Below are 23,261 nucleotides of genomic sequence, written 5' to 3'. Positions count from 1 at the left end.
GGTGCAGCTCCGCTGCGGCCTCATTCCTGTTCGGTGATCGCCCCGGCGAGGACGTCGAGCGCCGCGGCTCGTGCGGCGCGGCCGCGCTCCCCGCTGCGCTCGACGAACAGATCGACGAGCTCCTCGGTGAGGAGCATGAGCGCGGCCCGCGAGGTGTGGATCAGCTCGTCGTGGAAGGTGTCGTTCACGGGCGGGACGACGAGCGCGACATCGGCCTGCGCCACGATGGCCGAGCGCGCGAACGAGGTGATCGCAATCACCCGCGCCCCGCCCTCACGGGCCGCGGCCATCGCCTCGAGCGTCGGCCGGTTCGCGCCCGAGCCGGAGAACACGATGCAGGCGGAGCCCGGGCCGAGCTGCCGCGCCGCGATCTGCTGCGCGAGGGGGTCGGCGAAGTGCTCCACCGAGCGGCCGGCCGCGTTGAGCCGCATCACGAGCGCGAGCCCGAGCGGGCCGGAGAGCCCGTTCGCCACGACGAGCACGCGGTGGGACTCTGCGAGTGCTTCGAGGAAGGCGTCGACGGCCTCGGGGGTGAGCGCGGCGAGCGTGTCGCCCAGCCGCGCGCCCACCTGCGCGATGCGGGAGCGGAGTGCGCCGAGCGCGCTGCCGTCGGCGCTGCCCGCGACGGAACCGCCTGCGGTGCCGTGCGCGGCGGACTCGAGGGCGAGCTCCTGCACGAGGGCGACGCGCAGCTGCGGGTATCCCTCGTAGCCGAGGGACTGCGCCGCGCGGATCACGGTCGTGCGGCCGACGCCCACCCACTCGGCGAGCTCCTGCGCCGTGAGCTCGACGGCCCGGCCGCGATCCTGCGCGATCGCCTCGGCGACGCGGCGCTCGGTCTTCTGCAGCCCGGGCGCGAGGGCGGAGATGCGCACGCTCGGGCGTGCATCGGGGGATCCGGTCCAGGTCACGCTACCTGCCTCCGCTCATGAGCCGGCGGCGGATCGCCCCGGAGATCGTGTCCATGATCATCGTCGCAGCGATCACGACGATGAGCAGCATGCCGACGGTGTCCCACTGCCGGTAGTTCGTGTAGTTCGAGAGCATACTGCCGATGCCGCCGGCCCCCACGAGGCCGAGCACGGCCGAGGTGCGGATGTTGATCTCGAAGCGGTAGAGCGCGAAGGAGAGGAGCGCGGGGGCCACGGCGGGCCAGAGCGCCCAGCGGGTCACCTCGGCGGTGGTGCCCCCTGCGGCGCGCACCGCCTCGGGAGCGCCGTCGCGCACGGACTCGACCGTCTCGTATACCCACTTGCCCTGCGTGCCGATGCCCGCGAGCCCGAGCGCCAGCGCGCCCGTGAGCGGGGTCAGTCCGGTGACTGTGAGGAGCACGAGGGCGATGATCACCTCGGGCACGGCGCGGATCACAGCGAACAGGCCCCGCAGGATCCCGCGCAGCCAGAGTGGGCCCACCCCGGTCGCGGCGAGCATGCCGAGCGGAATGGAGAGCACCACGCACAGGAGCGCGCCGAGCCAGGCCATGGAGATGGAGCGCCACGTCTCGAACAGCGCGCGCGGCAGCTTCTCCCAGTTGGGCGACTCGAACATGAGCCAGAGGTAGTGGGCGATGCGGCCGGGCAGCTCGGGGAGATCTGCCCAGGAGATCTGGAGCCCGGCCGCCGCGACGAGCACGACGGCGGCGGCGAGGAGCGACCAGAGCGTCGCGCCGATGCGGGACGGGCGCGGCGGCAGCATCAGCGCGGGGGCGGGCTGCGCTGCGGGCGTCGGGGCGAGGAGCGTGCGGGTCATACGAGCCTCCTGCGGAGCAGGTTCGAGAGCACCTCGATGGCGATGACCACGACGAGGATCTCCAGGATGATCACGGACACATCGGAGTACGCGTAGAAGCCGCGGCGCTCGTCGAGCAGGCGGCCGATACCGCCCGCGCCGACGATGCCGAGGATCGCGGAGATGCGCACGTTGAGTTCAAGGGCGTAGAGCCACTGGTTCGTGAAGAGCGGCCAGACCTGCGGCAGGGCGGTCGCGCGGTTGATCTGGAACTGCGTGCCGCCGGCGGCCCGGCCCGCCTCCATGTAGCTGTGGTCGGACGCGTCGATCGCTTCGGAGACGAGCTTCACGACGACGCCGAGGTTGAAGAGCACGAGCGTCACGACGCCGGGGAGCGCACCGACGCCGAGCATGGCGACGAGCACGGTGGCGTAGACGAGATCGGGCACCGCGCGGATGATGTTCACGGCGGTGCGGACGAGGCCGCGCGTGACGCCGTTCGGGTTCGTGGGCGCCGCGGCCCACAGGGTGAGCGGCACCGACAGGAGCGCGGCGAGCGCGGCCCCGACGAGCGCCATCTGGAGGGTCTCGAGCATGGGCGCCCAGGTGCGCGGCAGGAACGCGAGGTTCGGCTGCAGCAGCTGCGCCACCTTCTCCGCGCCATTGCGCCAGTTCTTCGCGATCGCGGCGAGATCGAGTTCGATCCCGCCGATCGCCGGCAGGCAGGTGGCCGCGGTGAACGCGGCCACGGCCGCGATGACGAGCGCGACGCGGAGCCCGCCGCGCGGCCGCGGGGGCAGCACGAGGGGCGCCGATCCCGCCCGCGGTGCCTGCGCGGTCATGCGCTCGTCCCGAGTCGGTCGCGGGGCTGGATCGGGCGGCCGTAGATCTGCTCGAAATCGGCGTCGCGCGCCTCGGCCGCCGGGCCGTCGTAGACGACGGCGCCGTCGCGCAGCCCGATCATCCGGCTCGTGTACTGGCGCGCGAGATCCATGAGGTGGATGTTCACGAGCACGGTAAGCCCGCGCTCGGCGTTGATCCGGGCGAGATCCGCCATCACGGAGTGCGCCGTAGGCGGGTCGAGGCTCGCAACCGGTTCGTCCGCGAGCATGACGCTCGGCTCCTGGGAGAGGGCGCGCGCGATTGCCACGCGCTGCTTCTGCCCGCCGGAGAGCGAGCCGGCCCGGGTCCAGACCTTGTCGAGGATGCCCACCGAGTCGAGTGCGCGCAGCGCGATCTCGCGGTCCTGCGCGCTCGGGAGGCCGAGCAGCGTGCGCGCCGCGGGGGAGTGCGCGAAGCGGCCGACGAGCGTGTTGCGGTAGACGCTCGCCCGCTCGGCGAGGTTGAAGGCCTGGAAGATCATGCCGATGTGTCCGCGGGCCTCGCGCAGGGCGCGGCCCCGCAGCTCGGAGACGCGGTGCGGGCCGACCGTGACGGCCCCGGAGGTGACGGGGACGAGACCGTTGATCGTGCGGATGAGGGTCGACTTCCCGGAACCGGAGAGGCCGACGATCGAGACCATCTCGCCAGGCTCGATCGTGAGGGAGACGTCGCGCAGCGCGCGCGTACCGTTCGGGTACGTGACGGAGGCATGGTCGAGGGCGATGCGCCACGAGGCGGCGTCCGGCCGGGGCCGGACCTCCGCCTCGCGGCGCGCATCGGGTGCGTGGGACATGGAGCGGTGCGCGTCTAGTTCGTGAACTGGGCGAGGATCTCGCCGTAGCGCGTGATCTCGTCCTCGGCCGTGGTGCTCGTCCAGTCCGAGAGGCCGACGAGGTCGAACATGACCGTCTTGGCGTCCTCGGAGGAGTCGGCGTAGTCGTCCATGAGCTGCGTGAGCTGCTCGACGAGATCGGCGGGAAGGCTCGAGGAGACCGCGACGCCGCCGTTCGGGATCATCTCCGAGTAGGCGAATGCGACGACCTTCTCGGCGACCTCGGGGGCCTCGGCGAGCACGGTGGTGCGGGCGTCCCAGTAGCCAAAGCTCACCTCGGCGTCGCCGTTCGCGACGGCGAGCACGGCGTTGTTGTTGCCCTCGACCGGGACCTGCGTGATGTCGGCATCCGTGTCGATCCCGGCGTCGCGCATCGCGACCACGGGGTACTGGTAGCCCGCGGGCGAGGTGGCGGCCTGCAGCGCGACCTTCGTGCCCTTCGAGATCTGCTGCAGCGCGTCGATGCCCGCGGGGCCCTGGCCGGTCGCGTCCACGCCGGCCTGTTCGATGCCGTTGCAGTAGAGCAGCTCGGTGTCGCTCGCGGCGTAGCGTGCCTTCACGGGCGCCTCGGCGCAGTACTTCTCCGGGTTGTTCGTGAAGCCAACGGCCGCGTAGGAGGTGGCACCGAAGCGGACGTCGCGGAGCACCAGCTCGGCGTCGTACTGCTTCGTCGCGTTGTAGAGCGAACCGGCGTCGGCGATGATCACCTGGGCCTGGTCGGCGCCGAGCGCCTCGACGGTGGCGGCGTAGTCGCTCGCGACGACGCCCTCCACCTCGATGCCGAGCCCCTCGGAGAGGTAGCTCGTGAGCGGATCGAGCGCCTCGGCGAGGTCCTCGCCCTCGACCGAGGGGACGAGGGAGAGCGTGATCGACTCGGGCCAGGCCTGCGCCTCGCCGTCGGCGGCGGGCTCGCCCGCGCCTCCGGTGCTGCAGCCTGCGAGGCCGAGTGCCGCGACCGTGAGGGCGCCAGCTGCAATGAGTGACTTGCGCATGAGGAGTTACCTTTCGATGCCGGTTGCCGAGCCGAGCGGCTCGTGGGTGCTGGATGCCGCGGTCGCGGCCCAGGTTTCGATGTCGGTGCGCAGCGCGGCGAGCGAAGGCCCGCGCAGCGTCACCGAAGCGGGGGAGTGCGACGCCGTCGCGCCGACGAGGGCCGTGTCGGCCCCGAGGGCGCGCGCGGGCGCGAGATCGAACTCGGCGATGTCGCCGATCGAGAGCACGGGACCGTCGGTGCGGAGCGTCTCGATGAGGCGCGTGAGGCCGACGGGCTTGCCGATGGCGAAGTGGAGCTCCGCGAAGCGCTCGCGCACGCCCCAGGCGCCGAGGACGCGGTCGATGCCCTGCTCTGGGGCGTTCGTGGCGAGCACGAGGCGTGCGGAGCGGCCGAGGTCCGCGAGGAAGGAGTCGAGCCCCGGCATCGTGCCGACCGGCGCGAGCTCGGTGCCGAGCTGTGCGCGGCTCTCGCCGTAGGCGCGCTGGAGCGCTGCGGCGTCGACCCCGGCGGTGCGGGCCAGCGAGCCGACGACGTCGTAGCCGTCGCGGAACTCGGCGGCGCCCGCGTCGAAGCGGGCGAGTTCGGCCTCGACGCGGTCCAGGAAGCCCGGTCCCGCCGCCGGCGCGATCAGCCGCGCGTAGGCACGGACGGGTCCGTGGCCGATGGCCAGCGTGCCATCGAAGTCGAAGACGATACTCGGCGCCATGCGCACTCCCTTTCGGTTTGGACGATAAATCCAAACCTAGGGACGCAAATGGACGAGATGTCTATGGGGCGATGAACACTCGGTTACGAGTCGACGACGGCATTCCAACGCGGGCGGGGCTCGGCCGCGAAATCGCCGAGGAGCGGCTCGGGATCGCCCGCGAGCGGGAAGGCGGTGACGAGTTCGAGCGGGCCGGAGGCGCCGGCGATGCCGTAGACGAGCGCGGCGGGGCCGGCGGGATCCGCCCGCCGCAGCACGACCCGGCTGGGACGCGGCCCGGCCGGCGTCGCGATGATCGCCTCCGCCTGGAGGGCGGCGGCCGGGGGTGTGCGGAGCACGGGCAGGGCGGCCGCTGTCACCCGCTCGAGCGCGGTGGTGCCGTGTCCGAAGAGCAGGAAAGCGTCGGCCGGCTTGCCGAGCGCGCGGGCCAGCGCGCCGTCGCGCCAGCGATCCCGCTTGAAGCCGAACGGCGTGGGCACGGCGGAGAACCAGTAGCCGTAGACGTGGAGGAGGCCCGCATTCCCGACGGGGAATGCAGCAGGGATCCCGGCGGCCGCGTGGAGCGCGTCGAACAGCTCGCGCGGGATCGACGGCACCCCGGTGAACTCGTCGATGAGCGTCGAGCGGCCCCACACGGCGAAGCGGCCCGCTGCGGCGTCGGCCCGCACCTGCGCGAGGACGGGGGCGAGCGGGGGCGGCGTCGGCGCTGCGGGTGTCGGTGCTGCGGCTGCCGGCGCCTCGGGCGCACGGAGCGCGGACGGCTCCGCGGCCGAGGGCTGCGCGGACGGCTGGCGTGACCCGCCGGGCCGCGGCGGGAGGAGGGGATCGCTCACCCCTCGACTATCGCACGGCCGAGGGGCGAGCTGCTCCGCGCGCTAGAAGTCCCAGTCCGCGTCGCGCGTCTCCTCGGCCCGCCCGATGATGTAGGAGGATCCCGAGCCCGAGAAGAAGTCGTGGTTCTCGTCGGCGCCGGGCGCGAGCGCGGCGAGGATCTCGGGGCTCACGGTCGTCTCCCCGGCGTCGAAGCGCGCGGGGTATCCGAGGTTCATGAGCGCCTTGTTCGCGTTGTAGCGCACGAATCCGGCGACATCCGGCATGAGGCCGAGCGGCTCGTAGAGCTCGCCGGAGTACGCGAGTTCGAGCTCGACGAGCTCCTCGAGCAGCGCGAACGTGAACACGCGCATTTCCTCCCGGCGCTCGGGCGTCGCGGCCTCGAGACCGCGCTGGTACTTGTAGCCCGAGTAGTAGCCGTGGACGGCCTTGTCGCGCAGGATGAGCCGGATCATGTCGGCCGTGTTCGTGAGCGTCGCGCGCACCGAGAAGTGCAGCGGCAGGTAGAAGCCCGCGTAGAGCAGCAGCGAGGAGAGCAGTGTGGAGGCGACCTTGCGCCGCAGCGGATCCTCGCCGTAGTAGTGCACGAGCACGCGCTTGCAGCGCGCCTGCAGCAGATCGTTGGCGACGGCCCAGCGGTAGGCGTCGTCGATCTCGGGCGTGCTCGTGAGCGTGGAGAAGACCGAGGAGTAGGAGCGCGCGTGCACGGACTGCATGAACGCGATGTTCGTGTACACCGCCTCCTCGTGCTCGGTGCGCGCGTCCTGGATCTGGCTGATCTCCCCGACGGTCGCCTGGACCGTGTCGAGCATGGTGAGGCCCGTGAACACGCGCATCGTGAGCGTCCGCTCCGCGTCGGTGAGCTGGCGCTGCCAGGCGGGCAGGTCGTTCGACAGCGGCACCTTCTCGGGAAGCCAGAAGTTCGCGGTGAGCCGGTTCCAGACCTCGAGGTCCTTCTCGTCCGCGACGCGATTCCAGTTGACGGGCCGCAGCCGCGCTCCGGGATCGTGCCGGAAGCCGGGCGGGGTGATGGCGCGCTGCACGGCGCTCGGGCTGGTGGGGTGCGGGGCGGTCATGCGGGATCCTCTCGGTGGTGGGGCGCCGCCCAGAACTGGGCGAGGCCGTCGGTGACGCGGGCGACGTCGTACGCCGTGCCCAGGAGTTCGAAGCGGTAGAGCTCGGGGACGCCGCACTTTCCGGAGATCACGGGGCCCGCGAGGCAGAAGTGCTCGCCGAAGTTGGTGTTGCCCGCGGTGATCACCCCGCGCAGCAGGTCGCGGTTCACCGGATCGTTCAGGAAGGCGATCACCTGCTTCGGCACCGCGTCGGCGCGGGCGCCCCCGCCGTACGTGGGGACGACGAGCACGAACGGGCGGCTCACGCGGAGCCCGCCCTCGATGCGGGGGCGCAGCGGGATCCGAGCCGCGGCTCGGTCGAGCCGGTCGACGAAGCGGCGCGTGTTCTCGGAGACGCTCGAGAAGTAGACGAGATCGGGCGATTCGGCGGCCGTGAGCACGCGGGGCGGCGGAATTGGCGGGCTGCTGGGCACGGGAGTCCTTTCGGAGGTGCACTAGATGTAGTGTTCGAGAGGGGCGCGTGCCCCTATATCTAGTCCTAACACGAGCGCGCTTCGGATTTCTACGACACGCCCAAGTTGAAAGTTCGGCATGTCGAATATTAGGCTGAGCGTGCGATCCGAACGGCGTGGGGCAGCGCGCCGGGCACGCACGACACCCTCGTGCGCACGCCGCGGCTCTGCGAGACTGGGATCGCCGAGTCGATCCCGAGAAAGGCATCTGCCATGAGCGATTTCGAACTGCCGGCGGTCCCCGCCGAACTCCGCGCCCCGCACGTCCGCGCGTTCGTCGCCGAGTGGGCCGCGATCACCGAGCCGGCCCGCATCGAGGTGGTCGGGGCCGCGGACGACGAGCGGCTGCTCGCGGAGGCGCTCGCCGACGGCTCCCTCCTCCCGGCCGGGCGCGGCCGGTACTTCTCACGCTCCCACGAGCGGGATACTGCGCGTTCCGAGGAGCGCACCGTGGTCGCGACCGCGGATCCTCGCGACGCCGGCGCGTACAACAACTGGCGCCACTCGGACACGGTGAAGCCGCTGCTCGTCGAGCGGATGCGCGGCGCCTCCCGCGGGAAGACCATGTACGTGGTGCCCTACCTCATGGCGCCCCCGGGCACCCCGCTCGAGGCGTTCGCCGCAGGCGTCGAGCTCACCGACGACCGGAACGTCGTGCTGCAGATGATCCGGATGGCCCGGGTCGGGATGGCGCACATCGAGGGGCTCGCGGATCCCGCGTTCTTCGTGCGCGGCGTGCACGTCACGGGCGACCTCGACGCGCTCGGGCAGGGGACCGCGGACGACCAGCGCCTGTTCGCCACGATCGCCGACGAGCGCACGATCCTCCACTACGGCTCGGCCTACGGTGGCAACGCGCTGCTCGGGAAGATCGCCCACGGCCTCCGTCAGGCGTCCTACGACGGCAGGGTCTCCGGCCGCTTCCTCGCGGAGCAGTTCCTCCTGCTCGGGATCGTCGACCTCGAAACGGGCGAGAAGCGGCACATCTGCGGCGGCTTCCCGAGCGCGTCCGGGAAGACGAACCTCGCAATGACCCTCGCCCCCGAGGCGCTCGCCGACCGCTACCGAGTGGAGTTCTACGGCGACGACATCGCGTGGATCTGGGTCGACGAAGCAGGCCGCGTGCGCGCGTTCAACCCCGAGCACGGCGCTTTCGGCGTCGCGAAGGACACGAACGAGGAGACGAATCCCACGGCCATGGCGGCGATCGCCGAGGGTTCGGGCACGATCTTCACGAACACGGCCTACAACGAGCTCACCGAGGAGGTGTGGTGGGAGGGGCTCACTCCCGAGCCGCCGCGCGAGCTCGCCGGCTGGCTCGACTGGCGCGGCCGGCCCATCGCGGAGCGCGCGCCCGAGGAACAAGATGCGCCCTGGGCTCACCCGAACAGCCGCTTCACGATCCCGCTCGACCGCATCCCGAACATCGCCGCCGACGTGCACGCGGCCGACGGCGTCGTGGTCGACGCGATCATCTTCGGCGGGCGCACGCGCGATCGCGAGCCGCTCGTTCGCGCGATCGACGACCTCGCCGAGGGGGTGTACGACGGGCTCACGCTCGGCGCCGAGGCCACCTTCGCCGCCGAGGGCGTCGCCGGCCAGCTGCGCTACGACCCGATGTCGATGCGGCCCTTCCTCTCCTACGGCGAGGGCGACTACGCGCAGCACTGGCTCCGGGTGCTCGGATCGGCGGCGCAGCCGCCCGCGTTCGCGCACGTCAACTGGTTCCAGCGCGACGCCGAGAGTGGCGCGTACCTCTGGCCCGGGTACCGCGAGAACCTGCGCGCGCTCCTCTGGCTGCTCCGGCACCACGACGGCGCGGCCGATGGCCAGCGCACCCCAGTGGGCACTGTTCCCCTGCCCGAGGAGCTCGATCTCACGGGCCTCGCGCTCCCGGAGGGCGTGCTCGATCGGCTGCTCGCCGTCGATGTCGACCGGTGGCAGGAGGAGATGGGCTTCCGCGCGGCGCACCTCGCGCAGTTCGCGCGGGTGCCGGAGGAGATCTGGGCCGCGCACCGCCGGGTCGCCGGGGCGCTCGCGTCCGCGGACTGAATATTCCGCACGCGGCATGCGCGCACCCGGCGAATGCACACCGGTGCGCTGCTAGCGTGGGGGCCGCCGCGCCGGTGCTCGGCGGCCCCGCGAGCGAGCGGGCCCCCGAGCGCGTACGCGCTCCGCGTCGCGGCGTCGTCCGTCCGCCTCCCGGGGAGTGAACATGCTGTCGTTCGAAGGCGCGCCGCAGGGCGCCCACGCCCGCCTCGAAGCGCTCGGCCTCGCCGATCTCGTCGGCTTCGAGCCGGCGGTCGCCTCCCCGCTCGCCTGGCTCGCGATCCCCGTGCTGGCCGCCTACCTGCTCGGCGTGCTGCGCCTTCGCGCGCAGGGGCGGCGCTGGCCCGTGATGCGCTCGATCTCGTTCGCCCTCGGCTGCCTCGTCTGGTTCCTCGCGTGCGGGCTCGCGGTCAACGGCGCGGCCGCGGAGCTCGTCTCCGCACTGCTCTTCCAGCAGATCACGCTCATGGTGGTCGTGCCGCCCCTGCTCCTCATGGGCGGCCCAGGAAGCCTGGTGCTCCGGGCGACCCCGCATCGCGGCCCGGGCCGCTGGCTGCTGCGCGCCGCGCTCGGCGGGGCGCGCTCCCGCACCGCCCGGGTGCTGCTGCACCCGGCGACGGCGATCGTCATCGCCCTGCTCGCCTTTCCCGCGCTCTACTTCAGCGATGCGATCAGCGCCCTGCTCGCGGTGCCCGGCGGCCACACAATCGCGCTCGCGGTCTTCCTCGGCGCCGGCATCGTGGCGGCAGGACCGCTCTGGGCGATCGACCCGCTGCCGCGGACGCCCTCGTACGTCGTGCGCCTCATCGACGTGCTGATCGAGATCCAGGTCCACGCCATCTTCGGGCTCATCCTCTTGCTCAGCACGGGGCCGATGTTCCGCTGGTTCGCCGCGGATCCCGGTGCGTGGGGGATCACGCGAGCGCTCGACCAGGCGATCGCCGGAGGCCTGATCTGGTCGTACGGCGAGCTTCCGTTGCTCCTCGTGCTGATCGTCACCCTCTCGAAGTGGCGCCGCTCGGATCAGCTCCGCTCGAAGCGGCGCCGTGCGGAGGAGGACGCCGAACTCGACGCGTACAACGCGGTTCTTGCGGAGCGCTTCGGCGGCGGGGACGCGGGAGCCGCGGGCGCGGGCGGGGGAACGGCCGCCGCCGGAGGAGCGTGCGGCAGCGACAGCCGCGGCTGAGGGTGATCCTGGGGGTGAAACCCGCGCCTGCGAATCAGAGTAACCCCTGATCAGGTAGATCAAACGCGGAATTCGCGCGCCGGGCGACGCGCCCGGGAAGTCGGACAACTCGAGGGCCTGCGTGCTACTGTCGAACGGGGCAATTGCGCCCGTGTGCCAGCTCTCGGCCACGCGATGGGGATCGCGAGGCCACGGCTCGGGGGATCGAGTCGCGCTGCACACACTTGACAGGGGTATTCGGTGTGCCCGCCCACTCTGGCGCGCCGAAACACAGTATTTGGGGGATACATGCCGACGGCATATCCGGGTGCGTTCGTCGCGCCCAAACGGGGCTGGAGGGGGCTTTCGGCTCTGCTCGCCGGCCTGCTGACCGCGCTGCTCGTCGTGACGGGGCTGAACGCCGCTCCCGCGATGGCCGCGCCGACCGGGACGGTGGACGTGCAGTTCCCGACCGGTTCCGGGAGCTGGAACGGGACGCCCGTCTTCGAAGAGGGCCAGTCCTACCTGATGCGCGTGAAGTACGACAACTCGAAGGTGCCCGGCGGCCACGAGGCCGTCATCGTGGTGCCCCAGGGCTTCACGATCGGCAGCATCCCCGCCGAGAACAAGGCGGTCGAGTCGTTCACGCTGGAGAACGGCGAGCTGCGGATCAAGTTCAAGGACCCCATCACGGTCGCGCAGGGCGTGATCGACGTGAACTTCACCGTGGACACGCTCACCGAGTCCACCGAGAAGGAGATCAGCTGGGGCGTCAAGGGCCAGGAGCAGACGACGACGATCGTCGTCAAGCAGGGCGGCGACAACTTCACGACCGTGACCCCGGCCACCTCGAAGACCTCCACCGGGTCCACGCTGCCGCAGGCGCGGATCGTCGACGGCCAGGTCGTGCTCGGTGATGAGTTCCTGGACGCGACCATCAGCTACCAGATCACGGTCGACAGCGGCGCCGCGCGCACCGTCTCGATCGCGGATCAGCTCGGCGAGCACCTCACCCTCGTTCCCGGATCCTTCGGGCTCCAGAAGACGGTCTGGGACGCGAAGGGCATGAACGAGACCGGCCCGACTGCCGAGACCGTCGAGCAGTTCACGGGCACCGGCTTCTCCTTCGACCTCGACGCAGATGCGAACTCGAAGTACGTGCTCACCTACCAGGCGAAGATCGCGGATGCGCAGGCGCTCGCGAAGCTCCGCGCGAAGCTGCAGGCCGAGTACGAGGCCGTGGAGGCCGAGGAGGGCGCCTTCTACGGCGTGACCCTCGGCAACTCCGCAACCGTCGCGGGCGAGACCCACACCACGGGCACCTGGCTCGGCGGCTACACCCCGGTCGACCCCAAGCCGAACGTGGGCTCCGCCTTCACCAAGAAGAGCACGGTCGGCTCGACCCGTGTCGAGCTCGAGGCCGACGGCGTGACCCTCGTCGAGCCGAAGGACGTGATCTACACGCTGCAGGCCGACCTCCGCGAGTTCAACGCCTTCGCGGGCGGCAAGTACGCCCTCACCAGCAACGTCGTCATCACGGATATCCTCCCGGCGCAGCTGCGCTGGCTCGGGTCCGAGGCCGACTTCCTGGACCCGACGTTTGAGCAGGTCACCGGGGTGAGCGCGGCTGACTTCGGCGGCGACGCCTACGTCGGCAAGTACCAGCTCGACGGCCAGACCCTGCGGATCAACGTCGGCAAGGACACCACGCAGAAGTTCGAGATCAAGGTACGCGCGCAGCTCTTCTCCGTCGCGGGTCTCACGAAGGTCGCCAACTCGTCGAACCAGTACGCGGAGATCGAGTTCTCGAAGATCACGAACCGCGCCACCTTCGCCTACGGCGATGGCCTCACGAAGGACGCGGAGACGAGCCACACCCCCTTCACCCCGAAGGATCCGGGCAGCGTCATCGACGACGGCAACCGCTTCGACAAGCGGGCCGAGCGCAACGTGATCGAGCTCGAGAAGGGCAAGGATGTCGCGCAGGTGCCCTTCACGTTCACCGTGGGCAAGGGCCTCGGCGACGCGGCGAAGTCGCGAGTGGTCGACGTGATCGATCACACGGCGCTCAACGTCACCGAGGACACGCTCGCGGACATCGCACAGACCCTCACCGGGCGGAGCGACAGCGGCGTGAAGCTCGACGGCACGATGTTCGATCTGTCGCTGAACGCCGACGAGCACCTCGTGTTCCAGCCGAACGCGGCCTTCCCGGCTGAGATCGGCAAGGACGGCTACCACTTCACGGTGACGATCCCGACGCACAAGATCACGGGCAACACCGCGCTCGTGGTGAAGAACTCGGCCTCCTACTCGGGCGACGACATCGAGTACGAGTACACCTCGACCACGCAGTCGAAGGCCGGCGTCGCGGGTAGCGAGATCCAGATCACGAAGACCGTCTACGACCCCAAGCGTGACGGCTACACGACGAACCTCCGCGCGGAGGTCGACGAGGACACCAAGGAGCTCATCCAGGACGAGTTCGTCTACCGGGTGCAGCTGCTCCCCACGATGAGCTTCACCGAGCTCCTCTACGACGTGAGCGATCAGCTCGACTCGAAGCTCGAGTTCCTCGGCTTCGTCGAGAAGTCCGACATCCAGAACGGCACGGCGACGCCGGCCGACAGCTACACGATTCCGGGCACGCAGATCGTCGTGACCTACAACGCTGCGGGGAACACGCTCAACATCGTCTCGGGCCAGCCGGTTCCCGGCGGTGAGAAGATCGAGCTCTTCTTCAAGGTGAAGGTCAAGGACTACACCTACGGCGAGGGCGTCGAGAACGTGATCGGCTCCTCCAAGGTGACGATCACGCCGACGAACGAGTTCCCGCTCGACATCTCGAAGCTCGACGCGATCGTTCCCGAGGGCCCCGCGATCACCGATCGGGACGCGCGCTTCGAGCTGCGCAACGCCGCGGGCGACGTGGTGCTCAGCGACCTCTACGTCGTGGGCGGCAAGCTCCGACTGGCGGGCCCGAACGGCACGGACCTCGTGCCGACCGTGAAGACTGCCGGGACCTACACGATCCACGAGCTGCGCGCCCCCGCCGGGTACGTGCGCAACAACGAGCCCGTGGAGCTCGTCGTCGACAGCGAGGGCAACTCGCCGGAGACGAAGTTCTTCAACACCCCGATGAGCGCGGTCAAGAAGGTGTCGGTGGGCGATTACGTCTGGCTCGACGTCGACCGCGACGGCATCCAGGGCACGAGCCCCGACGAGCGGCCGATCGAGGGCGTGAAGCTCGTGCTCACCGGTCCCGACGGGAAGCCCGTCACGGACATCAACGGCGACCCCGTTGCACCCGTGTGGACCGATGCGAACGGCTTCTACGAGTTCACCCTCCTGCCCGCACTCCAGGACGGCGAGACGTACACGGTCTCGATCGACCGCACGGATGACCGCACGAAGCAGGCGCTCACGGGCCTCACGCCGACGGAGGAGCACGCGGGCACCGACCGCGAGCAGGATTCCTCCTCGTGGACGGCCGTCTCGCGCGACGACCTCGTGAACGACGGCGACCGCGACCCCTCGCTCGACTTCGGCTTCTTCGCGAAGCAGGTGTCGGTGGGCGACTACGTGTGGCTCGACGTCGACCGCGACGGCATCCAGGGCACGAGCCCCGACGAGCGGCCGATCGAGGGCGTGAAGCTCGTGCTCACCGGTCCCGACGGGAAGCCCGTCACGGACATCAACGGCGACCCCGTCGAGCCCGTGTGGACCGATGCGAGCGGCTTCTACGAGTTCACGCAGCTGCCCGCCCTCGAGCCCGGCCAGAAGTACACGGTGTCGATCGACCGCGAGGACCCGCGCACGCAGGAGGCCCTCACGGGCCTCACCCCCACGAAGGAGCACGCGGGCGATGACCGCGCGCAGGATTCCTCCTCGTGGACCGCGAACTCGGGCGATCTCGTCAACGACGGCGACCGCGATCCCACGCTCGACTTCGGCTTCCAGGTGAAGTCGTACGCGATCGGCGATGTCGTGTGGATCGATACGAACAAGGACGGCCTCCAGGACGACAGCGAGTACACCCTCGCCGACGTCATCGTGCGGCTGTACCAGGAGGTCGTGAACGACAACGGTGAGACCGAGGCGGTGCTGGTCGGCGAGACCACCACCAACGAGTACGGACTGTACGTCTTCGACGAGCTGCCCGCGGGCACGTACCGGGTGCAGTTCGAGCTGACCCCGGCGCAGGCGAAGATCTACGCGTTCACGAAGGTCACGGCCGGCAAGACCGCGCTCGACTCGAACGCCGGCGAGAACGGCTTCAGCGAGTGGTTCGTGCTCGACGACACCAACACGGATCTCACGACGGACTACCCGTACAGCGATCTCGTCGGCGGTGTGCGCGCGACGCAGGGCATCGATCCCACGTGGGATGCCGGCGTCATCGTGCTGAAGCCCGTGAACCCGGGCCCCGGCCCGGGTCCCGTGGATCCCACGAAGCCGGTGAAGCCGACGCCCGGCACGCCTGAGGCGCCGCACGGCGGAACGACCCTGGGCGGCCTCGCCGTCACGGGCGGATCGTCGGCCTGGGGCTTCGTCGCGGGCGGAGCCGCGCTGCTCCTGCTCGGCGCCGGAGCGCTGCTCCTCAGCCGCCGTCGCGCGGCGCGTCACGGCTGACGCCGTGAGCTCCGGGTGACCTCGCCCGGAGCGCCGTGACCGAGGGGCCCGCATCGATTGATGCGGGCCCCTCGTGCGTGTGCGGGGAGCGCTCTCGGAGCGGCCCGTGTCCGCGCCGGGTGTACGCGGGGCCCAACTTCGCATACGCTGATGCTCGAATCGTCTTCCGCAACGGCTGCGGAGGGCAGACCGGACGATGGGGGCATTGTGGGGCGGATTCAGAGATTCAGGCGACGCTGCGCGACGGTCGTGGCGCTCGCGCTCGGCACGGCGCTGACACTGGGGATGGCGGTCGCCGCGCCGCAGGCCGCGCTCGCGGCCGAGCAGACGGCGGCGCTCGAGGTGCAGAAGTCCGCCTCGAAGGCGGAGATCGCACCGGGCGAGACGATGGAGTACCGGATCGAGATCGGCTGCTCGTCGATCACCGATCTCGGCTGCCGCGACGCGGTGCTCTCCGACCTGATCCCCGCGGAGTTCGAGATCATCCCCGGGTCGATCTCGGTGTCGAACGCGCACGCGAACGATCCCGCGGTCAACGGCAACCGGGTGACCGTGGAGTTCATCGACGAGCTCGGCGACGGCACGATCGGGCTCGTCGAGAACACCGACGTCGTCGTCACGATCCAGGTGCGCCTGCGCGACGACCTCCCCTTCGAGGCGAGCGGCGTGCCGATCGTGAACACGGCGAGCGTCAGCGCGGACAACGCGACGGAGGTCTCCGATCAGGCCACCGTGACGCCGACCATCCCGCTCGCGCTCGGCACCGAGGTGTCGAAGGGCTACGAGCCCGAGCTGGGGCAGGCCGAGCCGGGCACTGCGACGCAGCTCTCCGTCACCGCGGGGAACCGCTCGAACGCGGGTGTCGATGCGCTCGTCATCACCGATCCGGTGGATCCCGAAGCGGCGCCGAACCCCTTCGAGCTGCTCGAGATCACGGGCGTCTCCGAACTCGACTTCCCCGCGGGCGCCGCGGGCGCGACGGTGGAGTACTTCATCGGGGGCGTCTGGGTCGCCGTGGAGGTTGCGCCCGGCGCCCTGCCGCCCGCCCCGAACGGCGATGCTCGCGGGGTGCGTGTCACCTTCACGGCAGCGGACGGGAGCGCGATCCCCGCCGGGGCCGAGGGCGGTTTCGTCCTCGACCTCGTGCAGCGCCCCGAGGTGGCCGATCTCGACGCGACCACGGTCGTGCACAACACGGTCGAGAGCGCGGTGACCCTCGGCGACGCGCGCGAGGAGGCGACGAACGACGCCGACTACACGCTCGTCACCGAGCTGATCGCCGTTTCCGCGACGAAGAGCTTCGAACCCGACCTCCTCGTCGAGGGGCAGAGCACCGAGGTGACCCTCACCGGGACGAACGACAGCCTCGTCCCGCTCGATTCGCTCTCGATCCGAGAGCCCGAGAGCGGCGACTTCGCGGAGGAACTCGACTTCACGGGCTTCACGGGGCCCGTGCAGTTCCCCGCCGGCGCGACGGGCGGCTCCCTCACGCTCGTCTACTTCGACTCGGCGGGCATCGAGCGCACCTTCGGCCCCGTGCCGCTCACGGCGGACGGCGACTACCCCGATCTGCCGAGCGACTTCGGCAGTCTCCGCTCCTTCACGGTCGACTTCGCCGGCCCGATCACGCCGGGCGGCGCCACGGAGATCTCCTTCGGCGCCACCGCGAACGAGCGGATCCACGACGACGACGGCGCGCTCGTGCCCGGCGTCACGAACGTCGTCGGCGTGACGGGCGAGAAGGCCGGCGAGGAGCCCGCACACGGCACCGCGACCGACGAGGTCTCCTTCGAGGAGAAGACGCTCGAGATCGTCACCGAGAAGCACATCACCCCGGATCAGATCTGGGGCGTCGCCGGGGAGGGCGTGCTCGTCCAGCTGCCCACGACCGTGGTGAAGCCCGGCTCGAACGTGCCGGCGACGGAGATCGTCGTGACCGATCCCGAGCTGAGCGATCCGAGCGACCCCGAGAGCGCGCCGCTTCCCTCCGCATTCTGGGACGCCGTGACGCCGAGTGCCGTGACCCACACGGACGTGCCCGCGGGCGCGACGCTTACCGTGCGCTACTGGGACACGACGCTTCGCGCGTGGGTCGTGGTGCCGGGCTTCGACGGCCTCACGGGCACTGTCAACCAGGACCTCCCCCCGGAGATCCTCGACCACATCGGCGGCCTGCAGTTCATCTTCACGAACCCGGACCCGGGCTTCGAGCCGCACGAGGCGGGCGAATTCAACGTCAACCCGAACTTCACCGCGACGCTCGACGAGAGCCGGCCCGAAGGGGCCGAGCCCCTCGACCTCGCGAACTGCGCCTCCTCGGCCGGCACCGCGGTCTCCCGCGGCGCCGTGATCGCCGAGGACACGAGCGAGGCCGCCTGCGACGAGGTGACCGTCATCGCGCCGACGCCGGGCGAGTACGACCTCTTCTCGAAGGAGTGGATCGACGCGGGCAACCCCGCGCAGCTCGTGCAGCGCACGGGCGACCACACGACCACACGCCTCCACTGGTCGACCGAGAACCTGAGCCTCACGAGCATGACGCTCGCGGAGACGCGCCTCGGCGCCGATCCCGAGGCGGGCCCGGCGGATCCGGTGGCGCAGACCACCTTCGAGGCGTTCGACCTCGTCTCGGTGCACGCCGTCACGGAGGATCTCGGCTTCACCTCCGGCTGGGACCGCATCGCGGCGATCGAACTCTGGATCGGCGGGGCCTGGGTCCCCGCGAGCCAGGCCACCGGCCTGCCCTATACGCGCACCATGAGCGACATCCCGCTCACTTCGGACGAGCAGCGCGACGCGACCGGCGTCCGCGTGGTCTTCGAGGAGAACCTCGCCGGGCGCACGGGGGCCGACGCGCCGCCCGTCGGCAGCGGACTCACGAAGTCGACGGGGCGCGACCGCCAGCTCGACCTCGAGTGGGAGCTCCGCGACGTGCGCCGGAGCGACCCGGGCCTCGCGGTCATCGCCTCCGAGATCTACAACGTTCCCGGCCAGGAGGGCCTCGTGCGGAACTGGGGCAGCGCGACGGGCACGCAGCCCGGCGGCGGCACCGAGCGCGACCAGGACGACGACGACCTGACGATCGTGCCGCGTCCCCTCGCGGTCGCGGTCTCGAAGGGCTGGAGCGGCGGACCGATCGGCGTCCCGCCGGGCGACGTCCCCGAGTCCTCGTTCCCGACGAGCCGGGTGACGATCACGGCGACGAACGAGTCCGTGCAGCGCGTGGACCGGCTCTCGATCCTCGACCCCGGCTCCGCTGCCGGGAGCCCCTTCGAGATCTTCACGCTCCGCAAGATCGTCTCCGTCGGGAACGCCGTTCCCGGCGCGGACCCCGCGCAGACCCTCGTCGTCCTGCGCGACACGAGCGGCGCGGTGATCGACCGGACCGGCACGGGCGGCGTGACCCCCGCGCAGGCGACCGCGCTCACCCCGGCGGAGCTCGCCGACATCGTCTCGGTCGAGGTGCAGTACGCGGGCCGGATCGCTTCGCAGGCCTCCGCGGCCGTGCAGTTCGATCTGCAACTGCGGAAGACGCACCGGAGCGATCCCGCGAAGCTCGTGAGCGTCGTCGATTCGCCCGTGAAGAACGTCACGACCGCGACCGTCACGGACCTCGCGGGCCTCGAGCAGGAGCACTCGGTCGATCAGAGCAGCAGCGCCCAGATCAAGATCGACACCTTCGAGCTCGGCGTCTCCACGACGAAGAAGTTCACCCCCGACACCCAGCGGGTTGAGTGGCTCGACAGCGACCCCGAGTACGCGGCCGAGGAGTGGGATCCGATCCGGATGGAGCTCACCGCGCGCCCGACCGGAACCGCGCGCGCCGACCGCCTGATCGTGACCGACTCGGGTGAGAACCGCACGCCGGGGACGCCCTCCGCCACGAGCTTCTGGAACTCGTTCCGCTTCGTCGGCTTCTCGGGCGACTCGCTCGCGGTGCCCGCGCCGATCAACCGGGTGACCGCGGAGGTGCTCTACGGTGACTTCGACGCGCAGAGCGCGAACCGGCTGAACTTCACCCCCGATGCGAGCACGCCCGCCGGCGACGGCTGGGTGCCCGGCACCGCGGCGCCCGTCGCGGTGACCGGCGGCCGCGTCGACAACGCGGCGGCGACGCTTCTCGCGAGCATCCCTGCAGGGGACTACGACCGCATCCGCGGCATCCGCTTCGTCTTCGAGCGCGTCGACGCCGACGGGGCCGCCGCCGCGTTCGAGAACCCCGCGAACCCGCAGGTGAAGATCGCACTCGACGTGAAGCGCCGGGCCTACCTCGTGTCCGATCCGAACGAGCCGGTGCCCTCATCGGCCGCGCCCGTGAGCGCCCCGGGCGAGCCGGTGCGCGCGCCCGGCGGCCAGTTCACGAACACGGTCGACGCCGACGCCGAGAGCCACGTGAAGTTCCCCGTGGCCGGCTCCGACGAGCGCTTCCCGCTCGTCGCATCCGACGACGCGACGGATCAGGCGTTCTACCTCGAGGGCGGGATCGAGGTCGCCGTGCGCAAGACCCCGGTCGGCGCGCAGGATCCCGGCGTCGTCATCCCGTTCAAGTTGCAGACGACGAACACGAGCAAGGTGAGCGCCGACCCGCACGAGAACACCGAGCGCGCGATTGTCGATCCCGTGATCATCGACTACCTGCCGGTGCAGGACGGGAAGCCGCAGCTCATCTTCGACCCGGACATGGATCCCGCGCAGCGCTTCAGTTACACGCTCGAGAACCCGCTGGCCGGGACGGCCCACCCCATCACGGTGGATCCCGCGCTCGTGCAGGTGAGCTACCTCGATGAGCTGATGGCGGAGATCCCCGCGGGGTCCGCGATCGAGCCGAGCGCGATCAAGTTCACGTTCCCCGAGTCGATGAGCCTCTACCCGGGCGAGGTGTACACCGTGACCGCCAACATGATGTTCCGGCCGGGCGTGCTCGCAGGCGCGGAGAACGCCCTCACGAACCGATTCTTCGTGAACTCCGAGCAGCGGTGGTTCACGGGCTGCAACTTCGAGTACACCGAGGACAGCCCCGTGCCCGACTGTGGCACGAGCACCGAGGTCTACCCGACCGAGCAGGGCGCGCTCCGCGGCAAGAAGTACGTGCGCGCGAACGATCCCGAGCTCGGCCTCGCCGACGTGCCGAACCCGAGCGCGGGCCGCAGCTGCGTGCCCCAGTTCGGCGACGCCGGGCCCGCGTACTCGGTGAGCAATTGCGTGCCGATCACGAAGCCGCTCGGCGTCGAGACCTGGCGCGAGGAGCTCCAGAACACGGGCACCTTGCCGATGGACACCGTCGTGACGATCGACTCGCTCCCGCGCGTCGGCGATCAGGGCTCCGTGGTGCTCCTCCCGCGCGGCTCCGAGTGGGCCCCGAGCTGGGTGGGCAACACCCGGCTCGTGACGGCGACGGGACCGGACGGCGCGGCCTACCGTGACGACGTGACCCCGACGCTGTTCTTCTCGAGCTCGGACGCCGCTGCCTGCGTCGCCGACCTGAAGCCCACCGGGCCGCAGTGCGACGGCTTCTGGCAGCCGCTCACGGAGGCAGTCGATCCCGCGAGCGTGCGGCATGTCAAGCTCGTCTTCGACTTCTCCGCGCAGCCGCTCGCCCCGGGTGAGCGCCTGGCCTACACCTTCGAGACGCGCACGCCCGCGCAGGCGGAGCGGATGACCGCCGACACCGTGGCGTGGAACACCGTCGCGGTTGGCGCGAGCACGCTCGACTCGGGCGGAGCACGCGCGAGCGTGCTGCCGACCGAGGGCATCCGCGTGGGCGTCGCGCTCGCGTCGGGACCGCTCGCGGTCGAGAAGCGCGTCGATGGCCCCGGGGCGGCATTCGCCCCCGACGAGTTCACACTCGAGGTCGTCTGCGTGGTGCCCGAGCGCGAGGGCTCGGGCGGCGGCGCGCAGACCCTCGACCCGGTGCTCGTCACCGTGCCGAAGAACCAGCAGGTGACGCTTGCCGAGCAGTTCCCGTGGGGTGCCGAGTGCACCGTGCGCGACCGGAGCGGGGCGAACGGCGAGACCTCGTCCTCCGAGAGCAACCTCGTGACGATCGGCCGCGCCGAGGATCCCGTGCCCGTCCTGCGCCTCACGAACACCTACGAGCTCGGCGCATTCGCGGTCGAGAAGCAGGTGGCGGGCGCGACGGACGCGGAGGGCACGGCCGTCGACTACGGCGAGTTCCCGGTGGCGGTCTCGTGCACCTTCCTCGGGGAGCCGCTCGCGATCGACCCGGCGGAGACCACGCTCAGCGCCGACGGCCCCGCCTGGCTCGTCGACGGCCTGCCCGTCGGCGCCGAGTGCACCCTCACCGAGCGGGACGCCCGCGGTGCGACCGCGGAGCTCCTCCTCGGCGGCGCCCCGCTCCAGCCGAACGCGGACGGGTCCTGGACCTTCACGGTGCCGGCGGGCGAGCGCCCCCTCGCGCTCGTCCTGGTGAACGAGTTCGAGCTCGGCGCGATCGAGATCGAGAAGCTCGTCGAGGGCCCCGCGGCCGCGGCGGTCGCCGACGACACGGTCTTCAGCTTTGCCGTGAGCTGCTCGCTCGACGGGGCGCCCGTCTACACGGGCACCGTCGAGCTCACGAAGCGCGCAGCCGCGGCGGGCGAGCGCATCGTGATCGACACGCTCCCCGCCGGCGCCGCGTGCACCGTCACCGAGTCGGGGACGGGCGGCGCGACGAGCACCGTGCTCGTGCCGGATCCCGCCGACGGGCCCGTGCTCGTCGGCGCCGTGGACGAGCCCGTGCGCTTCACCGCGACGAACCGCTACGAGTCGGGCGGCCTGGTCGTCACGAAGGAGTTCGCCGGCGCGGGCGCCGAAGCGTGGAGCATACTGGGGCCGATCGAGGTGACCCTCAGCTGCACGCTCGACGGCGCGGAGCTCACGATCCCGGGCGGCGGCGCCCGCGAGGTGAGCGCGCAGACCGGCTTCGTCGTGAGCTACGACGACCTCCCGATCGGCGCGCGCTGCGAGCTCGCCGAGACCCGCACCGGCGCGGCGACCTCCTCCGAGATCGTCGACGCCGCGGGTGAGCCGATCACGGGGCCGTTCGAGATCACGACAGGCGACGCGTTCGCGCTCCGGGTCATCAACACCTATGAGGTGGGCGGTATCACGGTGACGAAGCGGATCTCCGGGGCGGGCGCAGCCCTCGCCGAGGATCGCGTCTTCACGGTCGCGCTCGCCTGCGTCTTCGAGCGCGATGGCGTGCGCCACGAGCTCGCGGTGCCCGGCGGCGCCGAGCGCAAGCTGTCGCTGCGCGACGGCCTCACCGCGGAGTACGCCGGGATCATCGCGGGCGCCGAGTGCGAGCTGCGCGAGACCGGGCGCGGCGGCGCAGCTGCCGTGACGATCACGCCGAATCGCGGCGACGCCTCGGTCGGCGTCGTGACCGTCGCGCCCGGGGCCGCCGCGGCCCTCACGGTCGTGAACGAGTTCGACGCACCGCCCGTGACGCCGCCGACCGGGCCGGGCACCACGCCGGGCGGGCTGCCGATCACGGGCGGCGACGGCAACGTCGGCTGGCTCATCGGCGGCGGTGCGCTGCTGATCGTCGGGGCGGTGCTCATCGCCCTGCGCCTCCGCCGTCGCGGCGCGGACGCTGAGGAGCGCCCGGGCTCCGCCGAGTCGAGCGGACCGGGCGAACCGGGCGGCGGGAGCGGCGTGTAGCGCACGCGCGCACGGCGGGGCGGCACCGGGTCTCCGGTGCCGCCCCGCCGTGCGTTCGGGGACCCGGCCGTGAGGAAACCGTAAGGATTCGGGGTCGAATCGCGCCCCGCCGTTCGGATCCCGTGAGGGGGCGCCGCGCAGACCCCCGCGCCGTGCTGCACTGGCTGCGGCGCCCCGTTCGGGGGCCCCGCG

General features: G+C 71.2%; 13 protein-coding genes. 4 read left to right on the top strand and 9 right to left on the bottom strand.

From position 1 onward, the window contains the following. Positions 1-20: 20 nt before the first annotated feature. From U874_RS0111435 to nrdI, 9 genes are all read right to left on the bottom strand, one after another. Positions 21-911 carry a MurR/RpiR family transcriptional regulator gene (locus tag U874_RS0111435; protein ID WP_025134672.1) on the bottom strand — a complete coding sequence of 297 codons (891 nt, stop codon included), beginning with the start codon at positions 909-911 and terminating at the stop codon, positions 21-23. 1 nt (position 912) lies between these two features. Then, positions 913-1,749: a phosphonate ABC transporter, permease protein PhnE gene (gene phnE, locus U874_RS0111430; RefSeq protein WP_025134671.1), complete on the bottom strand. Its 837-nt coding sequence runs from the start codon at positions 1,747-1,749 to the stop codon at positions 913-915. After that, on the bottom strand, positions 1,746-2,570 hold the full coding sequence (gene phnE, locus U874_RS0111425; protein ID WP_025134670.1) for a phosphonate ABC transporter, permease protein PhnE: 825 nt from the start codon (positions 2,568-2,570) through the stop codon (positions 1,746-1,748). The genes phnE (U874_RS0111430) and phnE (U874_RS0111425) overlap by 4 nt, the downstream gene beginning before the upstream one ends. Then, the gene (gene phnC, locus U874_RS0111420; RefSeq protein ID WP_025134669.1) at positions 2,567-3,403 is read right to left on the bottom strand and encodes a phosphonate ABC transporter ATP-binding protein; all 837 of its coding nucleotides are present in this window, start codon (positions 3,401-3,403) and stop codon (positions 2,567-2,569) included. Before phnC ends, phnE (U874_RS0111425) begins: the two co-directional genes overlap by 4 nt. Positions 3,404-3,417: 14 nt before the next feature. Continuing rightward, the gene (phnD, locus tag U874_RS0111415; protein ID WP_025134668.1) at positions 3,418-4,434 is read right to left on the bottom strand and encodes a phosphate/phosphite/phosphonate ABC transporter substrate-binding protein; all 1,017 of its coding nucleotides are present in this window, start codon (positions 4,432-4,434) and stop codon (positions 3,418-3,420) included. Between the two features lie 6 nt (positions 4,435-4,440). Further along, positions 4,441-5,142: an HAD family hydrolase gene (locus tag U874_RS14435; RefSeq protein WP_025134667.1), complete on the bottom strand. Its 702-nt coding sequence runs from the start codon at positions 5,140-5,142 to the stop codon at positions 4,441-4,443. An 83-nt stretch (positions 5,143-5,225) separates the two neighbouring features. Next, the gene (locus U874_RS0111405; RefSeq protein ID WP_025134666.1) at positions 5,226-5,975 is read right to left on the bottom strand and encodes a hypothetical protein; all 750 of its coding nucleotides are present in this window, start codon (positions 5,973-5,975) and stop codon (positions 5,226-5,228) included. 42 nt (positions 5,976-6,017) lie between these two features. Next, positions 6,018-7,049, bottom strand: coding sequence for a class 1b ribonucleoside-diphosphate reductase subunit beta (gene nrdF / locus U874_RS0111400; protein ID WP_025134665.1), 1,032 nt, complete (start codon positions 7,047-7,049; stop codon positions 6,018-6,020). Next, positions 7,046-7,522, bottom strand: a complete 477-nt coding sequence (gene nrdI / locus U874_RS0111395) for a class Ib ribonucleoside-diphosphate reductase assembly flavoprotein NrdI (protein ID WP_051582894.1) — start codon at positions 7,520-7,522, stop codon at positions 7,046-7,048. The genes nrdF and nrdI overlap by 4 nt, the downstream gene beginning before the upstream one ends. Before the next feature lie 252 nt (positions 7,523-7,774). Between nrdI and U874_RS0111385 the strand changes: the two genes are divergently transcribed. The 4 genes from U874_RS0111385 to U874_RS0111370 all read left to right on the top strand — a co-directional run bounded on the left by U874_RS0111385 (position 7,775) and on the right by U874_RS0111370 (position 23,069). Next, positions 7,775-9,613 (top strand): phosphoenolpyruvate carboxykinase (GTP), encoded by a 1,839-nt coding sequence (locus U874_RS0111385; RefSeq protein ID WP_025134663.1) that lies wholly within the window; start codon positions 7,775-7,777, stop codon positions 9,611-9,613. Positions 9,614-9,776: 163 nt separating this feature from the next. Next, positions 9,777-10,796: a cytochrome c oxidase assembly protein gene (locus U874_RS0111380; protein WP_025134662.1), complete on the top strand. Its 1,020-nt coding sequence runs from the start codon at positions 9,777-9,779 to the stop codon at positions 10,794-10,796. 288 nt (positions 10,797-11,084) lie between these two features. Further along, on the top strand, positions 11,085-15,407 hold the full coding sequence (locus U874_RS0111375) for an SdrD B-like domain-containing protein (RefSeq protein ID WP_025134661.1): 4,323 nt from the start codon (positions 11,085-11,087) through the stop codon (positions 15,405-15,407). Between the two features lie 249 nt (positions 15,408-15,656). Continuing rightward, positions 15,657-23,069 carry a DUF5979 domain-containing protein gene (locus U874_RS0111370; RefSeq protein WP_025134660.1) on the top strand — a complete coding sequence of 2,471 codons (7,413 nt, stop codon included), beginning with the start codon at positions 15,657-15,659 and terminating at the stop codon, positions 23,067-23,069. Positions 23,070-23,261: the final 192 nt, after the last annotated feature.

Origin of the sequence: Leucobacter sp. PH1c (assembly GCF_000633415.1) — a bacterium.
Taxonomy (GTDB): Bacteria; Actinomycetota; Actinomycetes; order Actinomycetales; family Microbacteriaceae; genus Leucobacter.
This window is presented reverse-complemented; position numbering and strand designations above follow the sequence as displayed.